This window comes from Paenibacillus harenae DSM 16969 (genome assembly GCF_000422465.1).
GTDB classification, from domain to species: Bacteria; Bacillota; Bacilli; order Paenibacillales; family Paenibacillaceae; genus Pristimantibacillus; species Pristimantibacillus harenae.
This window is the reverse complement of the sequence record NZ_KE383846.1, coordinates 310,253-335,556: the sequence shown is the minus strand read 5'-3', so window position 1 is coordinate 335,556 and position 25,304 is coordinate 310,253. Positions and strand designations below refer to the sequence as shown.

27 protein-coding genes are annotated in these 25,304 nt (G+C 48.9%); 22 read left to right on the top strand and 5 right to left on the bottom strand.

The genetic code is table 11. The features are described from left to right. The first annotated feature begins 7 nt into the window (after positions 1–7). Positions 8–1,555, top strand: coding sequence for an L-glutamate gamma-semialdehyde dehydrogenase (gene pruA / locus H581_RS0132025; RefSeq protein WP_029192811.1), 1,548 nt, complete (start codon positions 8–10; stop codon positions 1,553–1,555). Between the two features lie 71 nt (positions 1,556–1,626). Here pruA and H581_RS0132020 read toward each other — a convergent pair whose 3' ends face one another. After that, a complete protein-coding gene (locus H581_RS0132020; RefSeq protein ID WP_029192810.1) occupies positions 1,627–2,691 on the bottom strand; it encodes a GIY-YIG nuclease family protein in 1,065 nt (354 codons plus the stop codon). Between the two features lie 406 nt (positions 2,692–3,097). Between H581_RS0132020 and H581_RS0132010 the strand changes: the two genes are divergently transcribed. The 5 genes from H581_RS0132010 (at position 3,098) to H581_RS0131985 (ending at position 7,545) form a co-directional block, all read left to right on the top strand. After that, positions 3,098–3,949 (top strand): helix-turn-helix transcriptional regulator, encoded by an 852-nt coding sequence (locus H581_RS0132010; protein WP_029192809.1) that lies wholly within the window; start codon positions 3,098–3,100, stop codon positions 3,947–3,949. Between the two features lie 85 nt (positions 3,950–4,034). Continuing rightward, positions 4,035–4,412, top strand: coding sequence for a VOC family protein (locus H581_RS0132005; RefSeq protein ID WP_029192808.1), 378 nt, complete (start codon positions 4,035–4,037; stop codon positions 4,410–4,412). 119 nt (positions 4,413–4,531) lie between these two features. Continuing rightward, positions 4,532–5,326: a helix-turn-helix transcriptional regulator gene (locus tag H581_RS0132000; protein WP_029192807.1), complete on the top strand. Its 795-nt coding sequence runs from the start codon at positions 4,532–4,534 to the stop codon at positions 5,324–5,326. A 90-nt stretch (positions 5,327–5,416) separates the two neighbouring features. Continuing rightward, positions 5,417–6,829 (top strand): MFS transporter, encoded by a 1,413-nt coding sequence (locus H581_RS0131995; RefSeq protein ID WP_051251520.1) that lies wholly within the window; start codon positions 5,417–5,419, stop codon positions 6,827–6,829. A 320-nt stretch (positions 6,830–7,149) separates the two neighbouring features. Beyond that, complete coding sequence (locus H581_RS0131985; RefSeq protein WP_029192805.1) at positions 7,150–7,545, top strand: hypothetical protein; 396 nt, start codon at positions 7,150–7,152, stop codon at positions 7,543–7,545. 150 nt (positions 7,546–7,695) lie between these two features. On the opposite strand, the gene H581_RS38240 is transcribed toward H581_RS0131985, so the two are convergent. Next, positions 7,696–7,854, bottom strand: coding sequence for a sugar phosphate isomerase family (locus H581_RS38240; RefSeq protein WP_156889746.1), 159 nt, complete (start codon positions 7,852–7,854; stop codon positions 7,696–7,698). Between the two features lie 57 nt (positions 7,855–7,911). Here H581_RS38240 and H581_RS0131975 point away from each other — a divergent pair, with 57 nt between their 5' ends. The 9 genes from H581_RS0131975 (at position 7,912) to H581_RS0131935 (ending at position 16,484) form a co-directional block, all read left to right on the top strand. Further along, the gene (locus H581_RS0131975) at positions 7,912–8,454 is read left to right on the top strand and encodes an AAA family ATPase (RefSeq protein WP_029192804.1); all 543 of its coding nucleotides are present in this window, start codon (positions 7,912–7,914) and stop codon (positions 8,452–8,454) included. Positions 8,455–8,591: 137 nt separating this feature from the next. Beyond that, the gene (locus tag H581_RS0131970) at positions 8,592–8,906 is read left to right on the top strand and encodes a PadR family transcriptional regulator (RefSeq protein ID WP_029192803.1); all 315 of its coding nucleotides are present in this window, start codon (positions 8,592–8,594) and stop codon (positions 8,904–8,906) included. A gap of 14 nt (positions 8,907–8,920) precedes the next feature. Continuing rightward, positions 8,921–9,562 (top strand): hypothetical protein, encoded by a 642-nt coding sequence (locus tag H581_RS0131965; protein WP_029192802.1) that lies wholly within the window; start codon positions 8,921–8,923, stop codon positions 9,560–9,562. Between the two features lie 26 nt (positions 9,563–9,588). Continuing rightward, a complete protein-coding gene (locus tag H581_RS0131960) occupies positions 9,589–10,197 on the top strand; it encodes a DedA family protein (protein WP_029192801.1) in 609 nt (202 codons plus the stop codon). 119 nt (positions 10,198–10,316) lie between these two features. Continuing rightward, complete coding sequence (locus tag H581_RS0131955) at positions 10,317–11,138, top strand: sensor histidine kinase (RefSeq protein ID WP_029192800.1); 822 nt, start codon at positions 10,317–10,319, stop codon at positions 11,136–11,138. Positions 11,139–11,144: 6 nt separating this feature from the next. Next, the gene (locus H581_RS0131950; protein WP_029192799.1) at positions 11,145–11,792 is read left to right on the top strand and encodes a response regulator; all 648 of its coding nucleotides are present in this window, start codon (positions 11,145–11,147) and stop codon (positions 11,790–11,792) included. Between the two features lie 133 nt (positions 11,793–11,925). Further along, positions 11,926–12,987: a DUF4198 domain-containing protein gene (locus H581_RS0131945; RefSeq protein WP_029192798.1), complete on the top strand. Its 1,062-nt coding sequence runs from the start codon at positions 11,926–11,928 to the stop codon at positions 12,985–12,987. 71 nt (positions 12,988–13,058) lie between these two features. Beyond that, positions 13,059–15,152 carry a CopD family protein gene (locus tag H581_RS0131940; RefSeq protein ID WP_029192797.1) on the top strand — a complete coding sequence of 698 codons (2,094 nt, stop codon included), beginning with the start codon at positions 13,059–13,061 and terminating at the stop codon, positions 15,150–15,152. A 288-nt stretch (positions 15,153–15,440) separates the two neighbouring features. After that, positions 15,441–16,484, top strand: coding sequence for an HD-GYP domain-containing protein (locus H581_RS0131935; protein WP_029192796.1), 1,044 nt, complete (start codon positions 15,441–15,443; stop codon positions 16,482–16,484). Between the two features lie 9 nt (positions 16,485–16,493). Here the strand turns inward: H581_RS0131935 and H581_RS0131930 are convergent, their stop codons facing one another. Next, complete coding sequence (locus H581_RS0131930) at positions 16,494–16,985, bottom strand: hypothetical protein (RefSeq protein WP_029192795.1); 492 nt, start codon at positions 16,983–16,985, stop codon at positions 16,494–16,496. Between the two features lie 244 nt (positions 16,986–17,229). Between H581_RS0131930 and H581_RS36820 the strand changes: the two genes are divergently transcribed. From H581_RS36820 to ligD (H581_RS0131910), 4 genes are all read left to right on the top strand, one after another. After that, positions 17,230–17,967, top strand: a complete 738-nt coding sequence (locus H581_RS36820) for a C40 family peptidase (protein WP_051251519.1) — start codon at positions 17,230–17,232, stop codon at positions 17,965–17,967. 181 nt (positions 17,968–18,148) lie between these two features. After that, positions 18,149–18,985 carry a deoxyribonuclease IV gene (locus H581_RS0131920; protein ID WP_029192793.1) on the top strand — a complete coding sequence of 279 codons (837 nt, stop codon included), beginning with the start codon at positions 18,149–18,151 and terminating at the stop codon, positions 18,983–18,985. 33 nt (positions 18,986–19,018) lie between these two features. Then, positions 19,019–19,954: a non-homologous end-joining DNA ligase gene (gene ligD, locus H581_RS36105; RefSeq protein ID WP_051251518.1), complete on the top strand. Its 936-nt coding sequence runs from the start codon at positions 19,019–19,021 to the stop codon at positions 19,952–19,954. Further along, on the top strand, positions 19,951–20,850 hold the full coding sequence (gene ligD / locus H581_RS0131910) for a non-homologous end-joining DNA ligase (RefSeq protein ID WP_036720736.1): 900 nt from the start codon (positions 19,951–19,953) through the stop codon (positions 20,848–20,850). The genes ligD (H581_RS36105) and ligD (H581_RS0131910) overlap by 4 nt, the downstream gene beginning before the upstream one ends. Positions 20,851–20,913: 63 nt before the next feature. Here ligD (H581_RS0131910) and H581_RS0131905 read toward each other — a convergent pair whose 3' ends face one another. Next, on the bottom strand, positions 20,914–21,255 hold the full coding sequence (locus H581_RS0131905; protein ID WP_029192791.1) for a winged helix-turn-helix transcriptional regulator: 342 nt from the start codon (positions 21,253–21,255) through the stop codon (positions 20,914–20,916). A 105-nt stretch (positions 21,256–21,360) separates the two neighbouring features. Here H581_RS0131905 and H581_RS0131900 point away from each other — a divergent pair, with 105 nt between their 5' ends. Further along, on the top strand, positions 21,361–22,275 hold the full coding sequence (locus H581_RS0131900; RefSeq protein WP_029192790.1) for an arginase family protein: 915 nt from the start codon (positions 21,361–21,363) through the stop codon (positions 22,273–22,275). A gap of 104 nt (positions 22,276–22,379) precedes the next feature. Here H581_RS0131900 and H581_RS0131895 read toward each other — a convergent pair whose 3' ends face one another. Beyond that, positions 22,380–23,048: an SIMPL domain-containing protein gene (locus tag H581_RS0131895; protein WP_029192789.1), complete on the bottom strand. Its 669-nt coding sequence runs from the start codon at positions 23,046–23,048 to the stop codon at positions 22,380–22,382. Positions 23,049–23,475: 427 nt separating this feature from the next. Here H581_RS0131895 and H581_RS0131890 point away from each other — a divergent pair, with 427 nt between their 5' ends. Together H581_RS0131890 and H581_RS0131885 are read left to right on the top strand one after the other, a co-directional pair. After that, positions 23,476–23,904, top strand: a complete 429-nt coding sequence (locus H581_RS0131890; RefSeq protein ID WP_029192788.1) for a VOC family protein — start codon at positions 23,476–23,478, stop codon at positions 23,902–23,904. A 110-nt stretch (positions 23,905–24,014) separates the two neighbouring features. After that, positions 24,015–25,067, top strand: coding sequence for a M42 family metallopeptidase (locus H581_RS0131885; RefSeq protein ID WP_029192787.1), 1,053 nt, complete (start codon positions 24,015–24,017; stop codon positions 25,065–25,067). Positions 25,068–25,304 lie beyond the last annotated feature (237 nt).

Genomic DNA, 25,304 nt, shown 5'->3' with positions numbered 1-25,304 from the left:
TATACCGATGCTGGTACCGTTCCGGAACGAGCCGTTCACCGATTTCTCGGTTACGGATAATATCCATGATTTTCAGGAAGCGCTCCGTAAAGTGGAGTCGGAGCTTGGACGCGAATATATGTTGAAGATTGGAGCGGATCGAATCGAGACGGTCACGAAGCGCAAATCGATTAATCCGTCTCAAGTAAGTCAGCTGGTGGGCATCGTGTCGCAAGCCGATACCGCGCTGGCGCATGAGGCGATCCTTGCGGCATCCGCCGCGTTCGAGGACTGGAAGCGGGTGATGCCGTCCGCTCGGGCGAGGGTGCTGTACAAAGCGGCGGCACTGCTGCGGCGGCGCAAGCATGAGTTCTCCGCATGGCTCGTCTATGAAGCGGGCAAAAGCTGGGCCGAAGCCGATGCCGACACGGCGGAAGCAATCGACTTCCTGGAGTATTACGGGAGGGAAATGGAGAGGCTTGCGGAGCGCCAGCCGCTGATCACGATTGCCGGAGAGGACAATGAGCTCATCTACATTCCGCTTGGCGTAGGCGTCATTATACCTCCTTGGAACTTTCCGCTCGCGATTATGGCGGGCATGACGATGGCGGCCGTGGCGGCGGGCAACACCGTCGTACTGAAGCCGGCCAGCGCGACGGCTGTTATTGCGGCGAAATTCATCGAGCTGCTGGAGGATGCCGGCCTGCCTGACGGCGTCGTTAATTTTCTGCCGGGAGCGGGCAACGAGGTGGGCGATTTTCTGGTCGAGCATCCGTTAACCCGCTTCGTCTGTTTTACAGGTTCGCGGGAGGTAGGCTTACGCATCTATGAGAAGGCGTCGCTCGCGCAGCCGTACCAGAAGTGGCTGAAGCGCGTCATCGCCGAGATGGGCGGGAAGGACACGATCATCGTGGATGAGGACGCGGATCTTGATCTCGCGGCTGACGCGATTACCGCCTCCGCATTCGGCTATGCCGGCCAGAAATGCTCCGCGTGCTCACGCGCGGTTGTTCATGAGCTCGTCTATGACGAGGTGATCGAGAAGGTCGTCGAGCGGACGATGCGGCTGAGGCTCGGGAAGGCGAGTGAAGAGCATACCGATGTTGGGCCGGTTATCGACGAGCGGGCATATATCAGCATTTTAAAATATATCGAGGTCGGCCGCACCGAAGGCATAATCGTGCATGGCGGCAAAACGGGCGACAGCAGCGGTTATTTCATCGAACCGACGATCATTCAGGACGTCGAACCGTACGCCCGCATATCGCAAGAGGAAATATTCGGCCCGGTATTGGCTTTCATCAAAGCGGCTAATTTCGATGCGGCGCTCGATATCGCCAACAACACCGAATACGGCTTGACGGGCGCGGTAATCTCGAGGAACCGGCTCAGGCTGGAGCAGGCGCGCGAGCAGTTCCACGTCGGCAACCTGTATTTTAACCGCAAGTGCACGGGCGCTCTGGTCGGCGTTCATCCGTTCGGCGGCTTCAATATGTCGGGTACCGATTCGAAGGCGGGAGGGCGCGATTACCTGCTGCTGTTCACGCAGGCGAAGGTAATTTCGGAACGGTTCTAACCGGATTCTTATATTTTAAATAATGAGGTCGACCAGATGATTCTGGTGACCTCAGATGGTCCGAAGCCGGCCTATAGCCGGCCTGTCCGATAGCCGTAGTTATTTCTGCACAGCTGCAGCAGCTCGTATTTGATCCCGCGCTTGGGCAGCGTAATTTTCAGAGGCTTCCCTCTGCGGTTCAAGGCCGCGCGAACCTTCTTCAGATCGCCGACGGCATTCACGATCAGTTCATCCGGCCTCTCTTCCGCATACCGCGTCATTATAAAATGGTCACCAGCCGCATCTCCGTAAGCATGATCGAGCTCCAGCATGAGAAAGTCCCGCAGCATGCCTTCCTTCACCTTCGCGACCAGCACATGCTTTTCCCCAAAATACAGCACGTCCTGATCGACGGCTGCTTCTCTCTCGACGATCTGCTTGCCTGCCGCCTGCTCCAGCTGGCGAATGCTTACGAGCATCCGCTGCGCTTTTTCAAACTCCAACCGGGAAGCGTGAGCTTCCATTTGCCTGTACAGGACGTTAAGCAGCCCTTGCCCTTGATGGGCGAGGAGCTCCGCGGCTTGACGGGCTCTCCCGCGATAGTCCTCTTCCGTTATTATTCCCTCGCAAACGCCGCTGCATCTCCCGATATGATAGAGCAGGCATACCTGCTTTGGCATCGTTTCGCATGAGCGCAGACCGTAATGCCCGGCGATGAACGCCATAAGCGTGTCAAGGAACCCGGCATCCTTAATAGGACCGAGACGAGGCGCGTCATCCGGTTCGATCCGGCTGTCGCTCCGATTGCGATAGAACAGCTCCAATCGGGGCAAACGCTCCGCGGTCAAATGCAGATAAGCGTAGCCGCTGTTTTCTTTTTTCAGCGCGCGGTTGTAAGGCGGCTTATGGAGCTTGATCAAATTGTTCTCCAGCAGCAGGCTTTCCGCTTCGTTATTGACGAGCACGACTTCGATGGAAGCCACTTCGAGGACGAGCTGCCTGATTCTTTTATGGGCGTGCTGCTTTGTAAAATAGGACCGAAGCCGGCTCCGCAGGTTTTTGGATTTGCCGACGTAGAGGATTTGGCCTTCCGTATTTCTCATCAGGTAGCATCCGGGGCTTTCCGGGTAGTCTCCGGCGTTGAACGTGAACGGCATGTGAGGCCCTCCAGAAAAAATTTGATTTAATAGGAACGGAAACTTAAACTCTTCTATATAAGTTGAACAAATGAATTGCCGTACACCATGCAGCATGAGGAATGATTTTAATCATACTCACTCTAACGGTTGTCTGAACCCTTATTTGCTAAAAAAGCACGTTTCAAAATTGTAACGGCTGCTACAGACCATATCCGCAGATTTTCAGCCCGAAAATGGGCTGAAATCGGGAAATAGCGTCTGTCAGCTCCGTTACATTTTTAAAATGGCCGATATTGCACAAATAACGTTTGTGGCGGCCGTTAAACGAATTAAGTGCCATGTGTTAGCCATATCTCTCCACTCGAGTCGCGCAATTCTCTGGTTCAACTTTTATAGTAATGTTAATCATAACACCGGAAGGGGAGTGTTACCCATCCTAAAATGTTATCGGCCCGTGCAGCCGCCTGTCTTACAACGCGAGCTTGCAGAATCGGGTTTTCGTTACCGGGAATATTTACCGGACAAGCGTCTCGAGCCTTATGTGGCTTGCTACTGGACGCTTGACTTTCAAGCAGCGGATACGGCGGGCAGGCTTAACCGGGTCATACCGGATGGCTGCGCGGATATTATCGTTGACCTGAGAGCTCATTCGTTTGCTGGTGCGGCCTTTGTTACGGGATTAACGACCGCTTTCGAAGCGATGGCAATGCCTGACCGTCAATCCTTGTTCGGCATTCGTTTTTTCTCCGAATCAGCCCGGCATTTTTTGAAAGTGCCCGTCTCCTCCATCATCGGCTATCATGTGTATCTCGAAGAAATATGGGGGACCGAAGGCTTGCAGCTGGCGTCTGAAATCATGTCGGCCAAAGAAGTTTCCGGGATGATTGGGAAGGCCGAGACGAGGCTAATTAGCCGCTTGCGCTTAGATGAACCCGATGCCGGCGGATTGCTGGAAACCAGTATGCAGTATCTGTACGCCTTCGGCGGATTGATTTCCGTACGCTCTTTGGCAGAGAAGCTAACCTACAGCGAAAGAAATCTGCGAAGGGTGTTCCAACGGGAGCTGGGGGTTAGTCCCAAGGAGCTTGCGGGCATTATCCGGTTCCAGAATCTTCTTCAGGAAATAAAAGCCGGAGCGCCGGCTTCTTTCCCGGATGCGGCCGTGAAATACGGCTACTATGACCAATCGCATCTGATTCACAGCTTTAAACGATATTACGGATTATCGCCTTCTCAGGTGTTCAATACGAATCGGAATGGCGAGAATGAAATATAACTTGTCCGTTTTTTCCAATATAATAAAAGGGTAATCGGGTAAACTGGTCCACGGATCAGAAAAATGAGACGCGGGAGTGATCACGATGGGAATCAAGCTTGATATGGTAGGAGTAGTCGTGCAGGACATGAAAAAGGCGTTGGACTTTTATCGCGTGCTGGGATTGGACATTCCGGAGAGCGCGGATGCGGAGCAGCACGTGGAGGTTCATCAGAACGGTATCCGACTGGGATTCGATACGCAAGAAATCGCCAAAGGCGTATATGGAAGCTGGGATGCGCCTTCCGGGCACCGGATTGAACTGGCGTTCTTATGCGATAGCCGCGAATCCTTGAATGAGCTGTATGCGAAAATCGTTCAAAGCGGATATGTCGGACACCGCGAGCCTTGGGATGCTTTCTGGGGGCAGCGGTATGCGATTGTCCAGGATCCCGACGGCAACCTGATCAGCCTGTTTGCTTAAACAAAGGTATTGAAAAATATGAAATATGTGGTAATATAAATACGAACGAATGTTCCGTATCGAATAAGAAACCATTGATTTCATGTTTCAATATTGCGTTTAAGGGGAGTGCGTGCGAGGTGACGGACCGGTATTCGGAAATTGACGAGGTGATCGCTTATATTCATCGGCAAATCTACGAACCGCATTTGCTTGCCGGTCTTGCAGGATATGCCGGTTACAGTCCGTATCATTTCGCGCGGATTTTCAAGGAAAGGATCGGTCTTTCCCCCTTGTACTATGTATCCTCTCTCCGCTTGCAGAAGGCGAAAGAGCTGCTGCTCCATACGAATTTAAGCATTCGCGATATCGGGATGGAGATCGGACAGCAGAGCTTGGGAACGTTTACCTCCCGGTTCACCGAACGGGTGGGTGTGACGCCGTCTCAATTCCGGCATTCAACGCTGCAGGCGGATAACCATCTGCGCTCCCTGCAAATGCTGGATGATTGGCAGACGCAGCGTACGATCTTCACGGAGCACGCTGCCGTGAGAGGGACCGTCCATGCGGCGGCCCCTTTCGAGGGCGTTATTCTGCTCGGCTTGTTCGCCAGGCCGATCCCGGAAGGACTTCCGCTGTATGGCACCCTGCTATCCGCGTTGGGGGATTTTTGCTTTACGGACGTTAAGCCGGGCACCTATTATCTTATGGCGACATCCGTATCTTGGGGGATGCAGGCGGTGGATGTTCTTCTCCCCCACAATACGCTGCGGACACGATCGAAGGAGCCCATCGTCGTAGAGCCGTATGCAGCGGTTCCGCATCAGACGGTTACGTTATACCCGCCCCGGCTGGACGACCCTCCGATTCTGATTTCCTTGCCGCTTCTGATGAACAACTTCCTAAGCCGATTGCTGCAATATAGCAATCGGTAAGAAATCAATGCAGGCGCTGCATGCTAGAATGGGTACAGTTATCGAGATGAAAGCTGGCATTCGCCGGAAGAGGAAGGGGAAGCGTAAATCATGAATATTGCGCATAGCGCGGATAAACCTGTGCAGGATTTTGCCGGCATCAGGAAAAGCGTACCGTGGATCTATTTTGTCATTTTTTTTGCCGTCTTGAATGAATCCGTATTTAACGTATCAACCCCGAGCATAGCTAAGCAGTTCAGCCTGGATGCATCAGGCGTTAGCTGGGTAGTGACGATCTTCTTTATCGTTTTTGGGATGGGGATGGTTATTTTCGGCAAGCTTTCCGATATGTACAGCGTCAAGAAACTGATTACGATCGGAATTATCCTCTATAGCTTCGGTTCAATATTGGGCTTTGTTTGCCAGGCTTGGTATCCGGCCGTCATTTTATCAAGGGGAATTCAAGGAGCGGGCGGAGCGGCCATTCCGGCATTGGTTTTTGTTATGGTAGCCCGATTTTTCACTGCGAAAGAACGCGGTAGAATGTTCGGCATCATCACCTCGACAGCTTCGTTCGCGATCGGGATCGGTCCGGTGCTCGGCGGTTATATTGCCGGATCTTTTCATTGGGCGTATCTGTTTCTCATACCGCTTCCTGTACTTGCGGCCATTCCCTTCTTTCGAAAGTATCTTCCGGCCGAGGAGCGCGGAGCGGGTAGACTGGATCTGATCGGAGCCGCGCTTCTCGGTATAGCCGTGTCGGCTCTCATTTTATTCACGACAGAAGCTAACTGGCTTTATTTGCTCGTTACCTGTGTCGCGCTTGTCCTGTTCATCATTCAGATCCGCAGGGCTAAGGATCCTTTCGTTGATCCGACCCTGTTCAGCAACAGGCTGTACCGGAGCGCTATCATCATCGGCTTCTTGATATTCGGAACCGTTATGTCCATGATGTTCGTCATTCCTCTCATGTTAAGCAACACGTACGGATTGGATACGGAGAACATCGGGCTCATTATGTTTCCGGGAGCCATAAGCGCGGTCATATTCGGGAGGGTCGCCGGCAATATGACGGTCAAAAGGGGAAGCCATTTCGTCGTATATCTGGGGTTAGCTCTCATCTCGATAAGCCTGCTGCTGCAATCCTCGTCCATCGGGCTTTGGGTATGGTACATCGGAGCCGCCCTTATGATGATGTACATCGGGTTTTCTTTCGTGCAGACGGCATTGGCGGAGAGTGTAACGCAAATTCTCCCCAACCATCAAATCGGCGTCGGCATGGGCCTTTTTAATATGATATCGACGATATCCGGAGCTGTTGTGACGGCATTAGTCGCCAAAGCGATGGAGCAGGAGCTGTTCGCTTTTCCGCTGCATCCGTTTATTTCGGATTCAAAGGCTTACATGTACGGCAATCTCATACTGCTGTTAAGCTTCGTTGTCGTAGCCAGTGCGCTCTTGTATTTCGTATCCTTCCGCAAGAAGTCAAGGACGCCGCATCCGGTTACGGAGCAGCCTGGATAGACGTTATATCCGACATGACGAACGGGGTCCGTACATGTATTGATAACCGCACGCGTGAAAGACGCGTGCTTTTTCTTTTTTAAATTCTAAGAATTTATAAGTTTTACATTTATATGCGCTTAGAATTCTCCGCGATACCGTTTTTCGAGAGCTTGCTTCATGAGTTTCTTCAGAAAATACGGAATAAACGGTTTGCGCCCTTTGACAAGGACGAAAGGCAGACGTTTCTCTTGCATGAAGTGTAACTTTGTCCTTATCCACATCGTCCATAACGATGGGATAGGCCGGTAGATATTATTTGGGATTCAGGAGGCGGTTTGATGCGAAGACTATGCTTTTCTTTTATGTTCCTACTCATGCTGATTGGTTGTTCTCAAGCTGGTTCTCAAACGTATGATCATGAGCTGGGTTATAAGAAATCGGACGTTAATGAACAATTTCTTGTACCTGGAAACGCGGAACAGCAGGAAGCAAACTTTAACAATCCTAATTACCTAAAAGGAGCGAAATATAAACTAATAAATGTCGGAGGCAGTCAAGGTCTGTATCCTCCCCATCCATATTTTCAAGAATTAGAGAAGTCGGGATGGAGTGAGCTTGAAGATAAGCGGATGGGACATGTCCATTTTTTCAGTAATGGCGATACCATCATGTCTGTAGTGATTAAGCAAGATTTTTTTGAAGTGTATGAGCTGAAGCAAGGTGCAAAGTTTTAGCTAGTTTCAGGGGGACAGGCTCCCCCTGACCGAATGTCGGCATCGGCGTCTGTGATCAGCACATCCATGTCCGTGATCGCTCCCCCTTTGGCAAAGAAATCGATCCCTAACTTCTCATGCGGAGCGAGACAAATCTTTTTTCTGGAAATACTAGCGTAGCGGCGGCTTTGCTAACGCCGCGACTTCGGGAGTTGCTGTGCTGATGCCGTTCTTCGACACCCCGCCGCCCGATGCGAAGCAGATGTCCAGCGTGAATTGCTTTATAAACTCAAAAGCCAGCGTATCCGTCCTATTCCCGGAGCTTTTCACTTTGCCGCCGACCAGGTAGACGTTTATTCATGAATCAATCAATGGAGGAATGAAATTATGTTAAATGAAAAGCCCAGTCTCTTTTTGATTACCGGAATAATGGCGAGCGGAAAGTCAACGGTTGCCCAGCTATTGTCGGAGCGGTTTGAGAAATCGGTACATTTGCGGGGAGATATTTTTCGGAAAATGATCGTACGAAACCGGCGGGAGGTAGGTCCGGACAGCGGGGATGCCGAGCTTGATCAGTTGAAGCTTCGTTATCGGCTAACCGCCATGTCGGCGGATGCCTATTACGGTGCAGGCTTCAATGTTATTATTCAGGACGTGGTGATCGGCCCGCTGCTGCATGATTTTATCTCTTATCTCCGGAACAGACCGTTTACTCTCGTCGTTCTCTGTCCTTCCGTGGAAGCCGTCGAACGCAGGGAGGCTGCTCGTTCCAAGAAGGGCTACGGCCTGTGGACCGCAGCCGGATTGGATCGGGTGCTGCGCGAGGAGACGCCCAAGATCGGGATGTGGCTGGATTCAACCGGTCTTACGCCTGAGGAGACGGTTAACGAAATCTTAAGACGGTCGAAGACGGAAGGGCTGATTTTATAACGGGTCATGAATATCATTTCATTTTCATTGACCCCCGGATTTTTTTTTTGCACGAGTACCTTGCATTATTAAGTACTTTCACTTATGATTGTTATGTACTTAAGTATGCAAGGTAATTTGAGTTGGAGGTACGGCGATTGAATACGGAAATGTTGAAAGGGACCGTAGATCTTCTGATCCTGTCCATCATTAAGGAGAAGGACAATTACGGCTACGAAATTTCGAAAGCGGTCAAGGACCGGACATTGGGCGCCTTCGAGCTGCAGGAGGCAACGATGTATTTATCGTTGAAGCGTCTGGAGAAGCAGCAAGCGGTCTCGTCCTATTGGGGCGATCAGACGCATGGCGGCAGGCGGAAATACTATTCGATTACCGAAGAAGGCTGCCGGCTGCTCGATAGATACATCCAGGATTGGAAAAAAACATACGAAATCGTCAACCGATTTATTTGAGAGGATTGAGCACGATGAATTTATGGAGAAAAATATTCAGTTTGAGCGATGTCAAGTACGGCTGGCTGTTGATTATGTCTATGGTCTTGTGCGGCGTGTTTTTTTACGGCGACCGGTATTTCGATCCGGATGACCAATTTTTGCTGACCGTCGGATACGGCTCGTCCTTCGCGACTGCCGTATTGTGGGGGGCGGTGAACTACATCGGACATATTCGGCTCAACACGATGTACCGGAAGCAAAATGATATCCACGCCTATGTGGAACAGCTGGCAATGAATCCGGATGACAAAATGGAGCTTCGCAATTATTTGGAGGATTATGCCCAGGATTTAATGGATCATGGAAAGACGCGGGAGCAGGCAACGGCTGAGGCGATCTCGCAGTTTAAAGTGAAGGAGCTCTTAAGCTTATCCAAGAACACGTCATTGTTTCACATGCATGCCCATTATTATTTATTCGGATGGATTGCGGTCGCTGTGATCCTGTTTATTCTGGTAGAGCTCGTTCACGGACTGCTGTTTCCGGAAGCGTTGTGGCCTCTGGTTATCGAATCGGTACTCGTGGCATATGGCGCAGGCTTGTTCGGATTGTTTATCATCTATAAGTTGATGGATGCTTTTATCCATCGCAAGCTGCAGGATCAATTATCTTAATTATAAAAATAGAGGAGTGTTTACGAGTGGAGAACTGGATTACGGAAATGATGAATGAATTTGGTTATTTGGGCGTATTTCTATTAATTGCATTGGAGAATCTGTTTCCGCCGATTCCGTCGGAAGTGATTCTGACCTTCGGCGGATTTATGACAACCTACACCGGTATGACGATAATGGGAGTCGTCATCGCGTCGACGATCGGATCCATTCTTGGTGCGGTCGCGTTATATTTCGTCGGGTATTTGATTAATGTCGAGAGAATGGAGAGGATCATTACGAGATGGGGGCGTATTCTAAGACTAACCAATGAGGATGTCCGCAAAGCGTATGGCTGGTTTTCGAAATACGGAGTTTGGACCGTATTCATCTGCCGTCTGATTCCGTTAATCCGAAGCCTGATTTCCATTCCGGCAGGCAGCACCCGCATGAATTTTTGGCTGTTTATTTTACTGACTACGCTTGGATCGCTAATCTGGAATGTGCTGCTGGTCAACATCGGCGCCGCAGTCGGAGCTTCATGGGAAACCATTGTCGCATATATGGATGTTTATTCGAATATCGTGTATGCCTTGCTTGCCCTCGTCGCAGTGGCCGTGGTGTTTCTGTGGTTCCGTAAGAAAAGAGCTTCCTAATGCTTAAGCGACAAAGAGCCTTCCATATCCGGAAGGCTTTAGCTTTCTCGCAAACGTGATGGGTTTAACGCTATCGGGTTATGTTCAACCGTAATCTTTTATGTGAAGGAGGAAGAGAATTGTCGTATAAACAAATCAAATGGCTTATTTTAATTATTCCTACACTTACGATCGGCTTATGGGAATATATCAGGCATGAATATCTGCTCGCTTACATTTCGATGGAACTGGGCAATATGCTGGCTCCGGTTATCGTGTTTTCAGTTACGATTCTGTTTTTAACCAAGCTATTCTCTATTCTGGAGCAAATACAGGAGGAGCTTCAACGGTCGAGGGCCTTGCAGGCGGCTATGCAGGAACGGGAAAGTCTTGCAAGGGAGCTTCATGACGGGATAGCGCAATCCCTATTTCTCCTCTCGGTCAAGGTAAACCGGATGGAAGCCCGAGATGCCGTTCATGAGGGAAAATTTCAGTCTGTCCGCCAAACCGTACACGAGGTGAATGAGTACGTCCGGCAAGCAATTGCCAATTTGCGTTATCCGCCCGAAGCAGAGATGATGCCCTGGATGGAATCGCTTCACCGTATGGTTCAGGAGTTTAATAAGGAAACGGACATAGCGGTCCGGTTCGACTGGACACTTCCGGAGGATCTTCTCTCCCGGAAAGAGAAAGTCGGGCTCTTCGGCTCGGTTCGAGAAGCGCTGCTCAATGTTCGTAAACACGCGGATGCGCAGCACGTGCGGATACAAGCGAAAGTAACTCCGAATGGTTGGCTCTGCAGCATTACCGACGACGGTCAAGGATACGAGGGGGACCCGTTTCATAAAGAAAATCGTTTCGGGCTCAAAATCATGAAGGAACGTGCAGCGGAACTGGGTTGGCTGCTTCAACTGAGTCGGGTAGAGGGGCATACGAGGGTAGAAATCAGAAGAGAGGTGTGAGCACGCATGACGCAGCCGGTTCGCGTGTTAATTGTGGATGATCATCATCATGCCCGGGAGGGCATTCGAGAGATCCTGAGTGCGGATCCGATATTTGAGATCGTTGGAGAGGGATGCAACGGATTAGAGGCCATAAGGTTGACGGAGCAATCGATGCCGGACCTGATACTGATGGACATCAACATGAAGGTAATGGACGGCTTGGAAGCAACGAAAGAAATCAAGTCGCGGTTTCCTTATGTCAAAATTGTCATGGTCACCGTTTCGGACGATATTGCTCATCTATTCGAGGCGTTGAAAAAGGGGGCTCAAGGATATTTGCTTAAAAATCTGAATCCGGAAGCATGGCACGAATATCTTAAAGCAGTTGCTTTCGATGAGGCGCCCTTATCCAGAGAATTCGCCCGGCGGATTTTGCAGGAATTTTCCAATAAGGAAATACCGAAAACCGTCAGCAGCCCTTTAACCGCCAGGGAGCAAGAAATATTAAGCTGGGTTGCAAAAGGCTCGTCCAATCGGGATATTGCATCTAAACTCAACATTTCCGAACATACGGTTAAAAATCATTTGAAAAACATTCTGCAAAAGCTGCATCTCGAAAATCGCGTACAATTGGCGCGTTATGCTTATGAGCAAGGATACTTTCAAAACTGAGGATTAAACGTACTGCCACAATTCGTTCACATCGTACGTCCACAATAGCTCTTTATAGTCATTCTATCTTTTCCGGCCTCCCGATATAATTTGGAAGATAACAGCACTTATCTTATCGGGAGGGTTAGTCATTATGTTCAAAAAAAAATTTGCAGCAACAGTACTTGCGGTCCTGCTGACGTTTAGCATTTCCTCGTCCGTATTCGCTCATGACGGCTGGTCGCAGACGAACGCGCCGATCATCGCGCAAGGCGAGGTTTCCTATGTCGATCTACTGCTAGGCAATCACTCCAATGAGCACAAAAGCTATCGCATTGCCGGTCAATGGAGTACCGATAGTTCCAAAGTTTACGTAACGACTCCCGCCGGCAAGAAGGCGGATATTACCGGCACCCGATTCTACACCGGAGAAGCTGCGACGGAAGAGGAACCTGCAGTCAACAACGGATTTATCGCTACGTTCTCTTCCTCTTCTCCAGGTGCCTACATTATTTCTGTCGAGGGAGACAGTATCTTCAAGCATGGCGACGTTGCTAGCCGAACGCTTCGCAGCGCCAAAAGTTTTGTCGCCGTGAGCGACATTCCGACAGTGGAGCGCGTAACGGCGCTCAAAGGATTTTCCAAAGCGGTGAGCACCGATCGTGCGGAATTGGTGCCTGAGTTCAATCCTGCCGCCATAACGCCGAATGAGCAAGTGAGCGTTCAATTGTTTATGAAAGGCAAGCCGCTTACGAATACGGAAGTATCGTTAATTCGTAGAAGCAGCTCGGAAGCACAGACGTTTACGACCGATGCGGATGGTAGAATATCGTTCAAAACAGGTCCGGCCGACTATTACCTGCTTCGTGCGAAACCGTCGACGGATGAAAGCAAGGAAGGCGAGTACAGCCGGGTTAACTATGAAGCGACTATGACATTTACGGTGCAGAACGGGTCCATAATGCTGTCTTCATCCTCAAAACCGAACCCTGTGCCATACGTCTATGTGAATGGCAAGCTCGTCGATGCTGCGGGTGTTGAAATTGTGAACGGTACGACATACGCCAGTGCCTCTTTTATCAAGCAGCATCTCGATGCCTCTTATCATGGCAACGACTCCGCTCCGGTTCGGACGATTGCCGGGGATTTGGGAGCAGCGATAGAGTACTTGCCGGCCGTTGGCGATACAAGAGCCGCCGTATTGATTTACAAATAATCGCAATTTTACCGGATTAAAGCCGCCGCTTTTCGGCGGCTTCCTTTGATTTGGAAGGGATTGATCACAAAATGTCAATGCGAGGGTTCAGAACCTGCGTCTTTCTGATGATGCTGCTGCTTGCCGTGCCTACGCTCGCTAGCGCGCATGCCAATCTGGAACGCTCCTCGCCTTTGCAAAATGAGGAACTCAAGGAATCACCGTCAGAAATTCGTATAAAGTTTACAGAAGAGATTGATCCGAAGCTTAGTCAAATTACGTTGGAGGATGAAAAAGGGAAATCCATTGAGGGGAGGCTAAGCGCAGAGGATAAAAGTTGGCTCATTTTTAAAGTTTCCGAGTTGGCAGCCGGCGTCTATAAGGTAAAGTGGCAGGTACTGTCCGTGGACACTCATGTAACGGAAGGATCGTTTCGCTTTTCTGTCGCGATTCCGCTCGAAGAAGAAAAACCGGACGAAACGATCTCTCTTGACGAAGAGGATGCCCCGATACCGCAGGGTTTAACAAATCCAGCTCCTGCAACGGAGCCAGGCAAGAATCAGCAGTCATCTCCTGTTCCGAAGCCGGCCGAAGAGAAGCCTGAGCCAACTCCGGTGAATCCGCACACCGGAATCAAGCCGGATGAGACTATTCCATCCGGAAAGAGGGAGGATCAACAGGCAGGAGCGGGAGCGACACCTGAATCATCGAAGCTTGTTCCGGAAGCTCCGGTTCAGGGCATGAGGCCAAGTTCCACGCCGGATAGCGAGAAGTCGGTGAAATCAGGCGAGAGCACGGATCAGCCGGAGAATCGCCCAACCGGACATGAGCAGCATTCGACCTTGACCGTCGAAGAAGCGCATAACCGCCATCATGATGATTCGGGACATAGCGGCGGTTGGAGAACATTCGTTTATCAGCTTCTCCGTATAGTTGAAGTTTTGTTCGCCGTTTGCATCGCCGGATTTTTCTTTTTCCGTTATACCTTATGGGGCGTGAACAAACCTGATGTACCTGCCTTGTTTGCCAAGCGGAATGAAAGATTGCTGTATGGGATCGCACTGATCGGGTTCTGCGCGGCAGAGGCTTTGCATGTATGGATTCTGGCCGAGCAATTAAGCGGAATCGGAACAGGCGGAGCAAGAGACCTAATATTGACGATCCTCGGGACAACGATGATCGGCTGGGCGTCTTGGCTGAAACCGGCATTAACCTTTTTGCTGCTTACGTTGTCATTTGCGCCGAATCGGGACGAGCGCCGGGCGACCGTCTTGAAAGCGGCAGTTGTTTGTGCGCTTGTTCTCCTGTTTCCGTTAACCGGGCATGCTTACGGTTCTTCATCCGGCGTTTTGCTTGCCGTTTTATCACATACGCTGCACATGATAGCAGCTGCGGTCTGGTTTGGAGGATTAACGGGGATAGTGTCCGCTACTTTGAACAAGGAACTATTCCAATCTAACTGGAGGGAAATCGATTCACTCGTACGGCGGTTTACCCGTATTGCTATGCCTTCCGTTATCTTGGTAGCCCTCAGCGGGATCGCGCTGTCCCTGTTTAGATTGAAATCGTGGGACGCGTTGTTTCAAAGCGAATATGGACAACTGGTGCTGGCAAAAACCGCTATTTTGTTGTTCGTCGTTGTTATCGGTGCATTTCATCGATTGGTTATCATCCCCCGCATGGAAGTTGAAGCAACCAGCAAATCGAAAACGGACGCGCTCCAAAGATTTATAGCGATCGTCCGATTGGAAGTGTTCCTGGCGCTTACCGCATTTGTTTTAGCCGGTATGCTTTCAACGACCTCTCCCCCTGAAATAAGGGCGGCATCCGAGCCTGTCTACTGGCACGTCATGGGCAACAAGGCACATATGTCTTTCCGCATGAACCAGATGGAATCGAAAGGACAAACGTACCGATTGGATGTGTGGCTGCCGACTGGAATGGGTCCTCCCGATAACGTGTATGTTCAAGCGGGGAAAGAGACTGGCGAGGGGAAAGGGATCATCATTCCGTTCGAGTACAAGAGGGGCGGACCCGATCCATACGGCTACGAAGGTTTCGATAAGTATACGTATGAAACCGAAGGCGACTATTTGAACGAAACAGGCTCTTGGAAGATTACGATCGACATCACCGATTCGAAAGCTCAGGAACATCACTATGAGAAAGTAAAAACAATTCCATAGGAGGATGTGTATGCAATCCTGGATGAGCTCTCCTATCATATAATTAACGAATATATGCGCTAAGTAACTTTCAACCCTATAAAAGCCGGTTTTCCCTACTTTGAGGAAAACCGGCTATTGTTCATTCACACGTGGACTCTAACATGATTTGCTCTCGAAGCGATAACAGCTGAAGTCATTTATTTTGTTCATCTTATATAGCACTTATCACAATATATTTCGGATATGGATAGCAAACAAATTAACGTATAATGAGATCAACAAATAGAAGATTGCGGGGGATGATTGATGAAATATGTAGGGTTGGAAAACGTGGAGCCGGGACAGGTCCTGGGTAAATCGATTTATTCCGGAAACGGCAGAGTCCTGCTGGCAGCCGGTGTCTCCCTTACCGTATACATGATAAATACGCTTAATCGGATCGGGGTTACGATGCTTTACATACAAGATCCGGTATTCGATGACGTAGATCCGGAGGAAATCGTCAGCGAAGTAACCAAACAGGCGGTTATGCAGGAAATGAATGACGCGTTCGAGGCGATTCGTTCCGGAAAGGAATGGAGCTCGAGAAATATCGGCATTAGCATCGGACGGATTCTCGACGATGTGATGAGCAGCAAAGAACTGCTGATCCAGCTTACAGATATACGCACAGAGGATAATGCGCATTTCGTACATGCCATGAATGTGTGTCTGATGTCTACGGTCATTGGAATGAATATGGGGTTAAATTACAGTCAGTTGAAGGAACTGTCGATCGGAGCGCTGCTTCATGATATCGGAAAGATCGGTCTGCGCGCAGCAGGCGCGGATTCAAATAACGGGGTGCCGATTGAGAAAAAAGTTCATCATACATGGCGCGGATTTGAACAGTTGAAGTCCAAGCAGGAGTTCGGATTGATGGTTGCTCATATTGCCCTGCAGCACCATGAACAGCCCGACGGTCTAGGCGAGCCCCGCGGATTAACGGCAGCGGAAATTCATCCCTACGCCAAAATCGTGGCCGCTTCCAACCTATTTGATAATTTAATCAATCCGCTCCATGGTGGAGGACATTCTCCGGATGAAGCGTGCGAGAAGCTCATGGCCATGTCGGAGAAGCAGCTGGACCATGAAATCCTTGTCCATTTTATAAGAAACATTTCGGTCTACCCGAATGGCACGGCTGTCCGTCTTTCCACGAAGGAGACCGGCGTTGTTGTGCGTCAGCACCGCGGCCTCCCGGGGCGGCCGATTGTTCGTATTGCCCAAGCGAACGGCGATAAGCTCGACATCTCCGAAGTGGATTTAGCGCTTCATCCGACGGTGTTTATTGAGACGGTTTTGACTTGACGACGCGGCTTACGGCTTCGGTATGAGCTGATCCACCTTCGTCTTCATGGTGCCGACGACAATCTTCTTGTAACGTACGGACATCATGAGCACCTGCAGCTGCTCCTTGCGGGAAAGCCGCTTGAACCGGGGCTCTTCCTTCAAGAAGGCGCGAAAGATGGACAAAGCGGCAGGCGATAGACGGTGCACCTTCCATTCCGGGAATTCGTTCATCAGACGTTTTCTGCGCAGCCTGTAGAGCCAGGATTTGAATTGGGTCTTGGACTTGCTTTCGTCGACCAGGCATGGCGCCATGATATTTTTGGTATGCTTGCGGAGAAAATCGTACCGGTCATTTCCGATCAGGATCATGTAGCTCCCGTCCTTGCGGTTTTTTCGCACAACGAGCAAATTCATGCAATCCCACATCATTTTGCGCAGCTTGCGGATTTGCGCGGTCATTCCGGCGGCTCCATCGGGCTTGATCCTGTTCAGAGGTATATATTGGACCGTGAATCGCATATACAGCCTCCCCCTCCCTTAGTGGAAGTATATGATGCAGCCGGTTGTCCTAGTCACCATTCGGCAATGATTTACAATTCTCTTTCTTTTTCTATCATAATTTTAAATGAGAGCTTTCTAATTATTTTCTAATAAAAGGGCTGAAATTACCGTTATATCTAGTTTTTAGTTCTCAGAGGAATTATTTAGGAAGGAAAAAATCTGGTATATTTATGGCATCAAACGTAATGGAGGCAATAAATACATGCAACTTAAGTCATTCATCGCAAAAGTTACTATCTTAGGAGTTTGTGCAACGGCAGGAGTATCGGCACTAGACATCGGACATGCCCCGCTGGCTGCTACGGTATCAGCCGCTACGACCTACGAGACGGAAGTCACCTATGGCGTTAATTTTAGATCAAAGCCAAGCACAAGCGGGAGCAAGATCGGTTTCCTCTCCAGAGGGGAGAATATTAACGTTATTTCCAAAGTGAACAGATACTGGCTCAAGGTGCAGCGGAAGAACGGGAAGATCGGTTACATATCAGCTAATAGCAAATATACGAATTACAATGGTTCGTCCAGCGGAAGCGGAAGCGGGCAAACAAGCAGCTCGAAAGCCGACCGGGTGATTAGCTTGGCAAAGAGCTACCAAGGGCGCGTAAGCTATGACTATGGAACACGGAATGTAAGCCGTCTGATCTTTGACTGCTCCTCGTTTACGGAGTTTATTTTTGCCAAAGTCGGCGTTGATTTAAAGTGGGGAACAAGATCACAGAAGAGCCAAGGCACGGCAGTCAGCAAGAGCAATCTTCGCAAAGGCGATCTTGTCTTCTTCGATACGATCGGAAGAAATAACAGGGCGATCAATCATGTCGGCATCTATATGGGAAGCGGGAAGTTCATTCATAACACCCCTTCCAAGGACGGATTAGCGGTTAACAGCCTAAGCTCCGGCTGGTGGTCAAGCCACTATGTCAGCGCAAGAAGAGTTCTGTAGCCCATCCAATCAATCAGCAAACGAACCGGGAAAGACCACCTGAGTATGGGTGGTCTTTTTGTTTGCAGTGAATATGAAATCAACTTGCAGAAAACAATAGATAAGTACAAATATTAGCAATTAAATTGAGATTATATCAGCGTAAGTTGATGAAATGGTTTTGGGGCGGGAGGGAAAAGGAATGAAGCTGGGGGGCCATGTGACGATTAGAAAAGGATACCTCGCCGCGGCCCGGGAAACGGTCAAGCTGGGGGGGAAGGCCTTTCAGTATTTTCCTAAAAACCCGCGCAGCCTGTCTTTGAAATCCTTTGATCACAGGGATACAGATAATTGCGCTCGTTTCTGCCAAGAGCATGGACTGGTTTCCATAGCTCATACGCCTTATATGACGAATTTATCGGTTGAAGATCCCGAGATGCGGCAAGTGATGCTTCGTTCTATTTTAAACGATTTGGATATTGCTGAAGCGTGCGGCTCTATCGGACTTGTCGTGCATTTTGGGAAATATAAGGGCACAGATCCCCTGCGGGGATATCAATTAATGATCGATATGCTCAATAAAGTTCTGATGAGCTGGGAAGGCAAATCCCTTCTGCTGATTGAGAATAATGCCGGACACGGGGTAAAAATGGGGATCATGTTAGAGGAGCTTGTGCAAATCCGCAAACTGACGGATTACCCCGATAAAATTGGATATTGCTTCGATACCTGTCATGCATTCGCAAGCGGATTGTGGACAGGGCATAATTGGACCGCTGTCGTGGAGAAGGGGCTGGAGCTTGGGTACTTTCCCGACCTTAAAGCGATCCATCTCAATGATTCCGTATATCCAAGCGGCTCTTTCAGGGACCGGCATGCCAATGTCGGAAAGGGGTATATCGGCGAAAAAAATATGAAGGAACTTTTGCACACCCCTGTATTAAGGGATCTGCCTTTCATCTTGGAGACGCCGGGTTCCCGGGAATATTCTCTTCGGGATGAAATGAAATACGTATACGCACTTGCCGCGAGCAACTGAGAATCTAAATAAAACGTCAGAAAGGAAACGGATATGGACCAGCTATTTCCCCTAATGCAACCAATCTTAATGGACCGGCCGCCATCCCAGCCGAATTGGATTCATCAGATTAAGTATGACGGCATTCGTATTCTTTGTATGGTTCATTCTGCCTCTATCGAGCTGTATACCAGAAATCAAAAAAAACGAAACGTGCAGTATCCGGAAATCGAACAAATATCCAATCATGTAAAAGCGAAATCCTTTATTTTGGACGGTGAGGTCATTGTTCGTACAGAAAAGCAAAAACCGCAGTTCTCACGCGTAGTCCGGAGGGACCGCAGCTCCAAAACGGAAAAAGTAAAGCAAATGATGAAAGAATTTCCGCTCGAGTATCACGTGTTTGATATTCTGATGAAGGACGGAGAAGATCTCAGAAAACGCCCTTTAACGGAACGTTTAGTTACTCTTCATGACATTGTAAGGCCAACGAATTGGCTTTACCTTGTAGAAAGCCAGACCGATGGTCTTGATCTGTTTGCCAAAATGGCGGAGCTAAAATGGGAGGGAATCGTTTCTAAAGACTTGAATTCGCCTTATATCGGCGGAAAAGCACATAAGCATTGGCATAAGACAAAAGTAAAAAAGCAATTGTTATGCGTGGTTGGGGGTGTCCAATATAAGGACGGCTATCCTAATTCGTTACTCATCGGGGTCTATATGGAAGACCAATTGCGTTTTGTCGGAAAAATCTCTACCGGTCTTACAGGAAAGGATTTGCAATTGTTGCATGTCTTTGTTCCGCAGCTGGAACAGCCGGGAAGCCCGTTCCTCAATCCCCCGGTTCAGCCTTTACCGATAAGATGGATCAAGCCGCAGTTAACCTTACTTGCTGAATTTATGGAGTTGACGGACGATGGTCTTTTGCGGCATCCTAAAATCCTTGGTTTCACGCAAAGTCCCCCTGAGCAGGCGAGGTGGGAATCATGATCAAGGAGTTCGAGATTGAAGTTGAAGGACGCACGCTTCGAATTACGAATCCGGAGAAACCGCTTTGGCCGGAAGCCCAGATATCCAAGCTGGACTATATCAAATATTTGATTGAAATGGCGCCCTGCCTCCTCTCTTATGCAAAGGACCGGTTATTAACCACCATTCGTTATCCTAACGGGATTCATGGCAAATCGTTTTATCAAAAAAACGCTCCGGATCATGCTCCCGATTGGGTCGCTACGCATGCCTGGCGAGAAAATAATTACATACTTGCCAATGATATTCCAACGTTAGTGTGGCTTGGAAATCAAGCATGCCTGGAGCTTCATGTCACGTTCAATCTTTATGATCGGCCAAATCTCCCGACAGAATTAGTGTTTGATTTAGATCCTACCGATGTGGATAACTTTAGCTTAGTATTAGAAGTCGCTTTGCGAATTAAAGAAGTCATCGATTCGTTAGGATTGGTCAGCCAGCCAAAAACATCAGGCTCTTCGGGTTTGCAAATCTACATCCCGATTGAGGTGCGCTACACCTATGAGCAAACACGTCATTTAAATAAGTTTATTGCCCACTATATTGCGGATAAGTATCCGCAGCTGGTGACGATTGAACGCCTTGTCAAAAATAGGGGGACAAAGCTCTATTTTGACTATATTCAACATGGGGAAGGGAGAACTTTGCCGGCCCCCTATTCCCTGCGCGCAAGAAAGGAAGGATCGGTGTCGACTCCCGTTACATGGGAGGAAGTCCGAACCGGTTTCTCTCCTCGCGATTTTACAATAAAAAACGTGAAGCAGAGGGTAGATGAAAAGGGGGATTTGTTTGAATTCATAACGACGAATAAAGTAAAGCAATCCATCGATCATCTGCTTCAATTTATCAATAAATAAAGGGGTTTCTCCAGCCTTCAGCAGTATGGTCTCACTATTACGAGAGCAATTAGATAACCGGATTTAATTATTTTGGTTTTTTACTCCCCACTCACATAGCTCTTCCAAAACGGGTAATAGCGTTTCCGCTTTATCCGTGAGACTGTACTCGACTTTAGGAGGAACTTGAGGATACTCTTTCCGTTTCACCAAACCATCCACTTCCAATTCTTTCAGTTGTGAACTCAATGTTTTATAAGTAATAGCCCCAATCTGTCTTTTCAAATCATTAAAGCGAACCGTTTGGTTTTCCGCGAGGAGATAAATGATAACCATTTTCCATTTACCTCCAATAACTGACAATGTATAACCAAAAGGCGTATCTTGAATGTTTTTAACTTTGCCTTTAAATTCAGTCATACTCATATTTACACTATCCTTTCTGGTAGTACCTTTCAAAAAAGTGCGTACTATTTTTATATTTGCGTTCACTTTATACTAACTTTACTTTGAAGTAAAGGAGAGTAAAAAATGACTAAAAAAACAATACGTCTTTTAATGCCGCAATGGCAAGGGGGAAACAACCCTAACTACTCTTTTGGAGCCGAACTGCTTGCTTGGCTGGCTCCGGACAATGATCAACCCCTCATTCACGTTCCGGTTCAAGCTTATGATGGAACTCCTCTTGAAAACGAGAACGGTATGAATGGGAGAAACCAGCTGCTTGATCAGTTAAAGTCTGCTCATCATATTATTGATGCCCATAAGCCGGATCGCATTGTAATGTTTGGTGGCGACTGCTTGGTCGAACAAGCCCCCTTCGCCTATTTAAACGAGCGATACGGCGGGGAATTAGGTTTAATTTGGATCGATGCTCACTCCGATTTAGTCAATTATGTCGGGTATGATAACGGACATGCATTACCTCTCGGGAATCTTTTGGGTATAGGAGACGAAGAGTTCGTAAAACATGTGAAAGTCCCTCTAAAACCTGAAAATGTCTTTATTGCGGGATTAGCAACTCCTACAGAACAAGAAACAGAAGTGGTATCGGAAGCGTTTCAAAGATTAGGTATAGCTCCAACAGAACAAGATACAGAAGTCATTCAAAGACTAGGTATTAAAACTGCTGGAACCAAAGAGTTAACGAACAGTATGGAATCGATAAAAGCGTGGATTAAAGAAAGTGGCATAAAGCACCTAGCTATTCACCTTGATTTAGATGTGCTTGACCCAAAAGCATTTCGTTCTTTATTATTCGCCAACCCTGAAGCACCTTATCATTTTTCTCCTGCGGGAACAATGCAAATGCTTCAACTACTTAATCTGCTTAAAGGACTATCTGAAGAAGCAGATGTCGTTGGATTAGGTATAACGGAGCATATGCCGTGGGACTCTATTAACTTGAAGAAGCTGCTTGGTGAAATACCTATTTTAAATAAGTAAAGTCACAAACGGAATTATATTAGAACGATGTTCGGCTAAATCATAAAAATGCACTTAAGCCTGACGTTGAAGGCGGGTCAGGTTTAACGCTTACAATGAATGTATTACCCGAACATGTACCAGACCCGGACGGCGGCATGTACGGTTAACTGTCCCGGCTCGATCGGGGTAGCCGCGCCGGCCGACAGCTGGGCGGCTTTGAATAATACGGGCGGCTCGGCTGTACGGGATACCTGCTGAACCTGGCAGGGGATCGCCGAGAGGGCTACGCCTAAGGTCCCCGCTATCGTCTGAGCCTTCTGCAGGGCGCTTCGTATAGCCGAAGATAAGGCCTGATTCTCGTATTTTTCAGGCTGTGAGGTTGTAAATTCAATGCTGGTGACGGTATTGGCCCCGTTAGCAACGGCAGTATCGATGATGAGTCCCGTTTGGTCAACCTGATCGGTTGTCATTTGCAGAAGATGGGTTACCTGATAACCCCGAAAGATTTGTTTCCCGTCTACGTAATCGTACTGAACCTCGATTCGAAAATCTTTTGTTTGGATATTTTCCCGGGGAATATTCAGCTCTAGGAGGGCTTGGATGATGGCGTTTAACAGGTCGGCGTTCTCGGATTGGGCATCCTGCAGAACGGGGCCCTCCGTCATGGCTCCCAGCACGACAACGGAACGATCGGGGGCCGCGGCTGCCGTTCCTTCTCCCGGCACTTCGATGGTGAACGGACATTTTGGACGCTCTAAATGGGGTACTGCTTCGAACGGTTGATTTGGCATGTCGGACTCCTTTATAAAAAAGTGGTTATTACTTGGTATATGGGAATTTGTTCAAATATAAGACTTTATAATTTATAAGTTTAGCACTTATAATGGGCGCCGATAGGCGTTTCTGCTTGGCTGTCATTCGAAATAGTCGTCTAAAGTGACAGAGGAGCCAAAACCAGCCGCTCACGAGAACGGCAGGCATCTGTTATGGTGTCATTTGGCGGCTATTCGTTTGCCTCCGCAGATCATTGTCATCACTCAGCCAATGCGACTGCATCGGTAAGTGGCGGGAGTATTCATCTCATATAATTCTAGACGAAGAAGATTAGGGAAGGTTGCACATTCTTCGCATTTATGACAAGGGTTGTCACTATTATGGTCTACAATTGGTTACAGGTCCATGATTCAACAACAATAAAAAATAGAGGAGATGTTTAGAATGACGGTACAATTAAACGCTTATATCATGCTGGATGGGAAGGCCGCGGAAGCGATTGCGTTCTATGAGAAGTCTTTGAATGCCAAAGTTCTCTTCAAAGAAACGGTCGGAGAAGGGGCCGGGTCTCCGGAATTGCCCGTCCCGGAAGAACAGAAAAACCTTGTCGCGCACGCTGTACTGAAGGTCGCCGATTCGGAATTGTTTGTGGCCGATCAAATACCCGGCCAGCCGGTTCATCAAGGAAATCTGCTGACGATCTGTATCACGACGACCGACATTGAACAATCGAGGCAGTTCTACGAAGCCTTACGTCAGGACGGTCGCGTCGAACAGCCGTTAGGAGAGCAATATTTTAGCCCGGCATTTGCTGTCGTGACGGATAGGTTCGGCGTAACCTTCCAAATTTTTACGAAGCTCAGTCAGGGATAACTGGAACTGCCCTGCTCCCCATACGTGATGTGATGCGAGAAAATCGGATATACTGAAAGTATTTGCTAGGCACCGATATTTCAAGTCAATCATGAAAGGGGAACGCGAGCATGACTTCGCCGCTTAAACCGCAGTTAAACCGCGAGTATATCGTGAATCAGCTGGAGGCATTGCTGGGCATCCCGAGTCCAAGCGGTTATTGCATGGCTATTATGAAATACATGAAGGATGAAGTTGGCAAGCTGGGATATAAGTTGGAAATGACGCCAAAGGGAAACGGGATGATCACCATCCCGGGGCAAATGGCGGACCAAGTGATCGGAATTTCCGCGCATCTCGATACGCTTGGAGCGATGGTTCGTTCGATTAAGCCAAGCGGCATGATTCGTTTCACGCCGATCGGCAGTTACGCGATGCATACGGTCGAAGGAGAATACTGCCGGATTCATACGCGGGACAACCGAACCTATGAGGGAACCGTGCTGTCTACGAAAGCGTCCGTGCATGTGTACACGGACGCCAGGGACTGGAAACGCGAAGAGGCGAATATGGAGATTCGTATCGACGAGACCGTGAAGTCGAAGGAAGAGACAGGGAAGCTTGGCATCGCCGCAGGCGATTTCATATCATGGGAGCCGCGAACCCGTATACTGCCGAACGGCTGGATCAAATCGCGTCATCTGGACGATAAAGCCAGCGTTGCCGCCTTGTTTGGCTTCATGGAATGGCTGAAACGGGAAGGCGTTGTGCCTTCCTGCACGATTAAGCTCATCTTCTCCACATACGAAGAAGTCGGCCACGGGAGCTCGTTTATTCCGGCCGATATTACGGAGCTGATTGCCGTCGACATGGGCGCGCTTGGGGATGATCTCTCGGCAACCGAGCGGGATGTATCCATTTGCGCCAAGGACTCCACAGGCCCGTACGATTACAACATGACCTCCCGGCTTATCGAGCTGGCCAAGCGCGAGGAGCTCCCCTATGCGGTCGATATCTACCCCCATTATGGATCGGATGCATCGGCGGCGCTGCGCGGGGGCAGCAATATCCGCGCGGCGCTGATCGGTCCGGGCGTCCATGCCTCGCATGGGATGGAGAGGACGCATGCGGATGCGGTTGTCAATACGGCGGCTCTTCTGCTCGCTTATGTGATGGAGTCATAAACGGATATTCGTAGAACAGAGCGGAGGTCTGAGAAGCTGCTCTGTTCTTTTCTGATGTTTAGGAATTGATGAGTTACATCGATTGGAACTTTGCTCTGTCTTGATCCAGAAGATGAAGCAATACGGGGGAGATACGTCTTAACAAGTTAGAAAAGTTCCGATAATTCCGATACTCAGCATTAAAATGAACTATTGAGCCAGAGAAAAGTCAACTTCATTTGTCCGGTATCAGTTAAA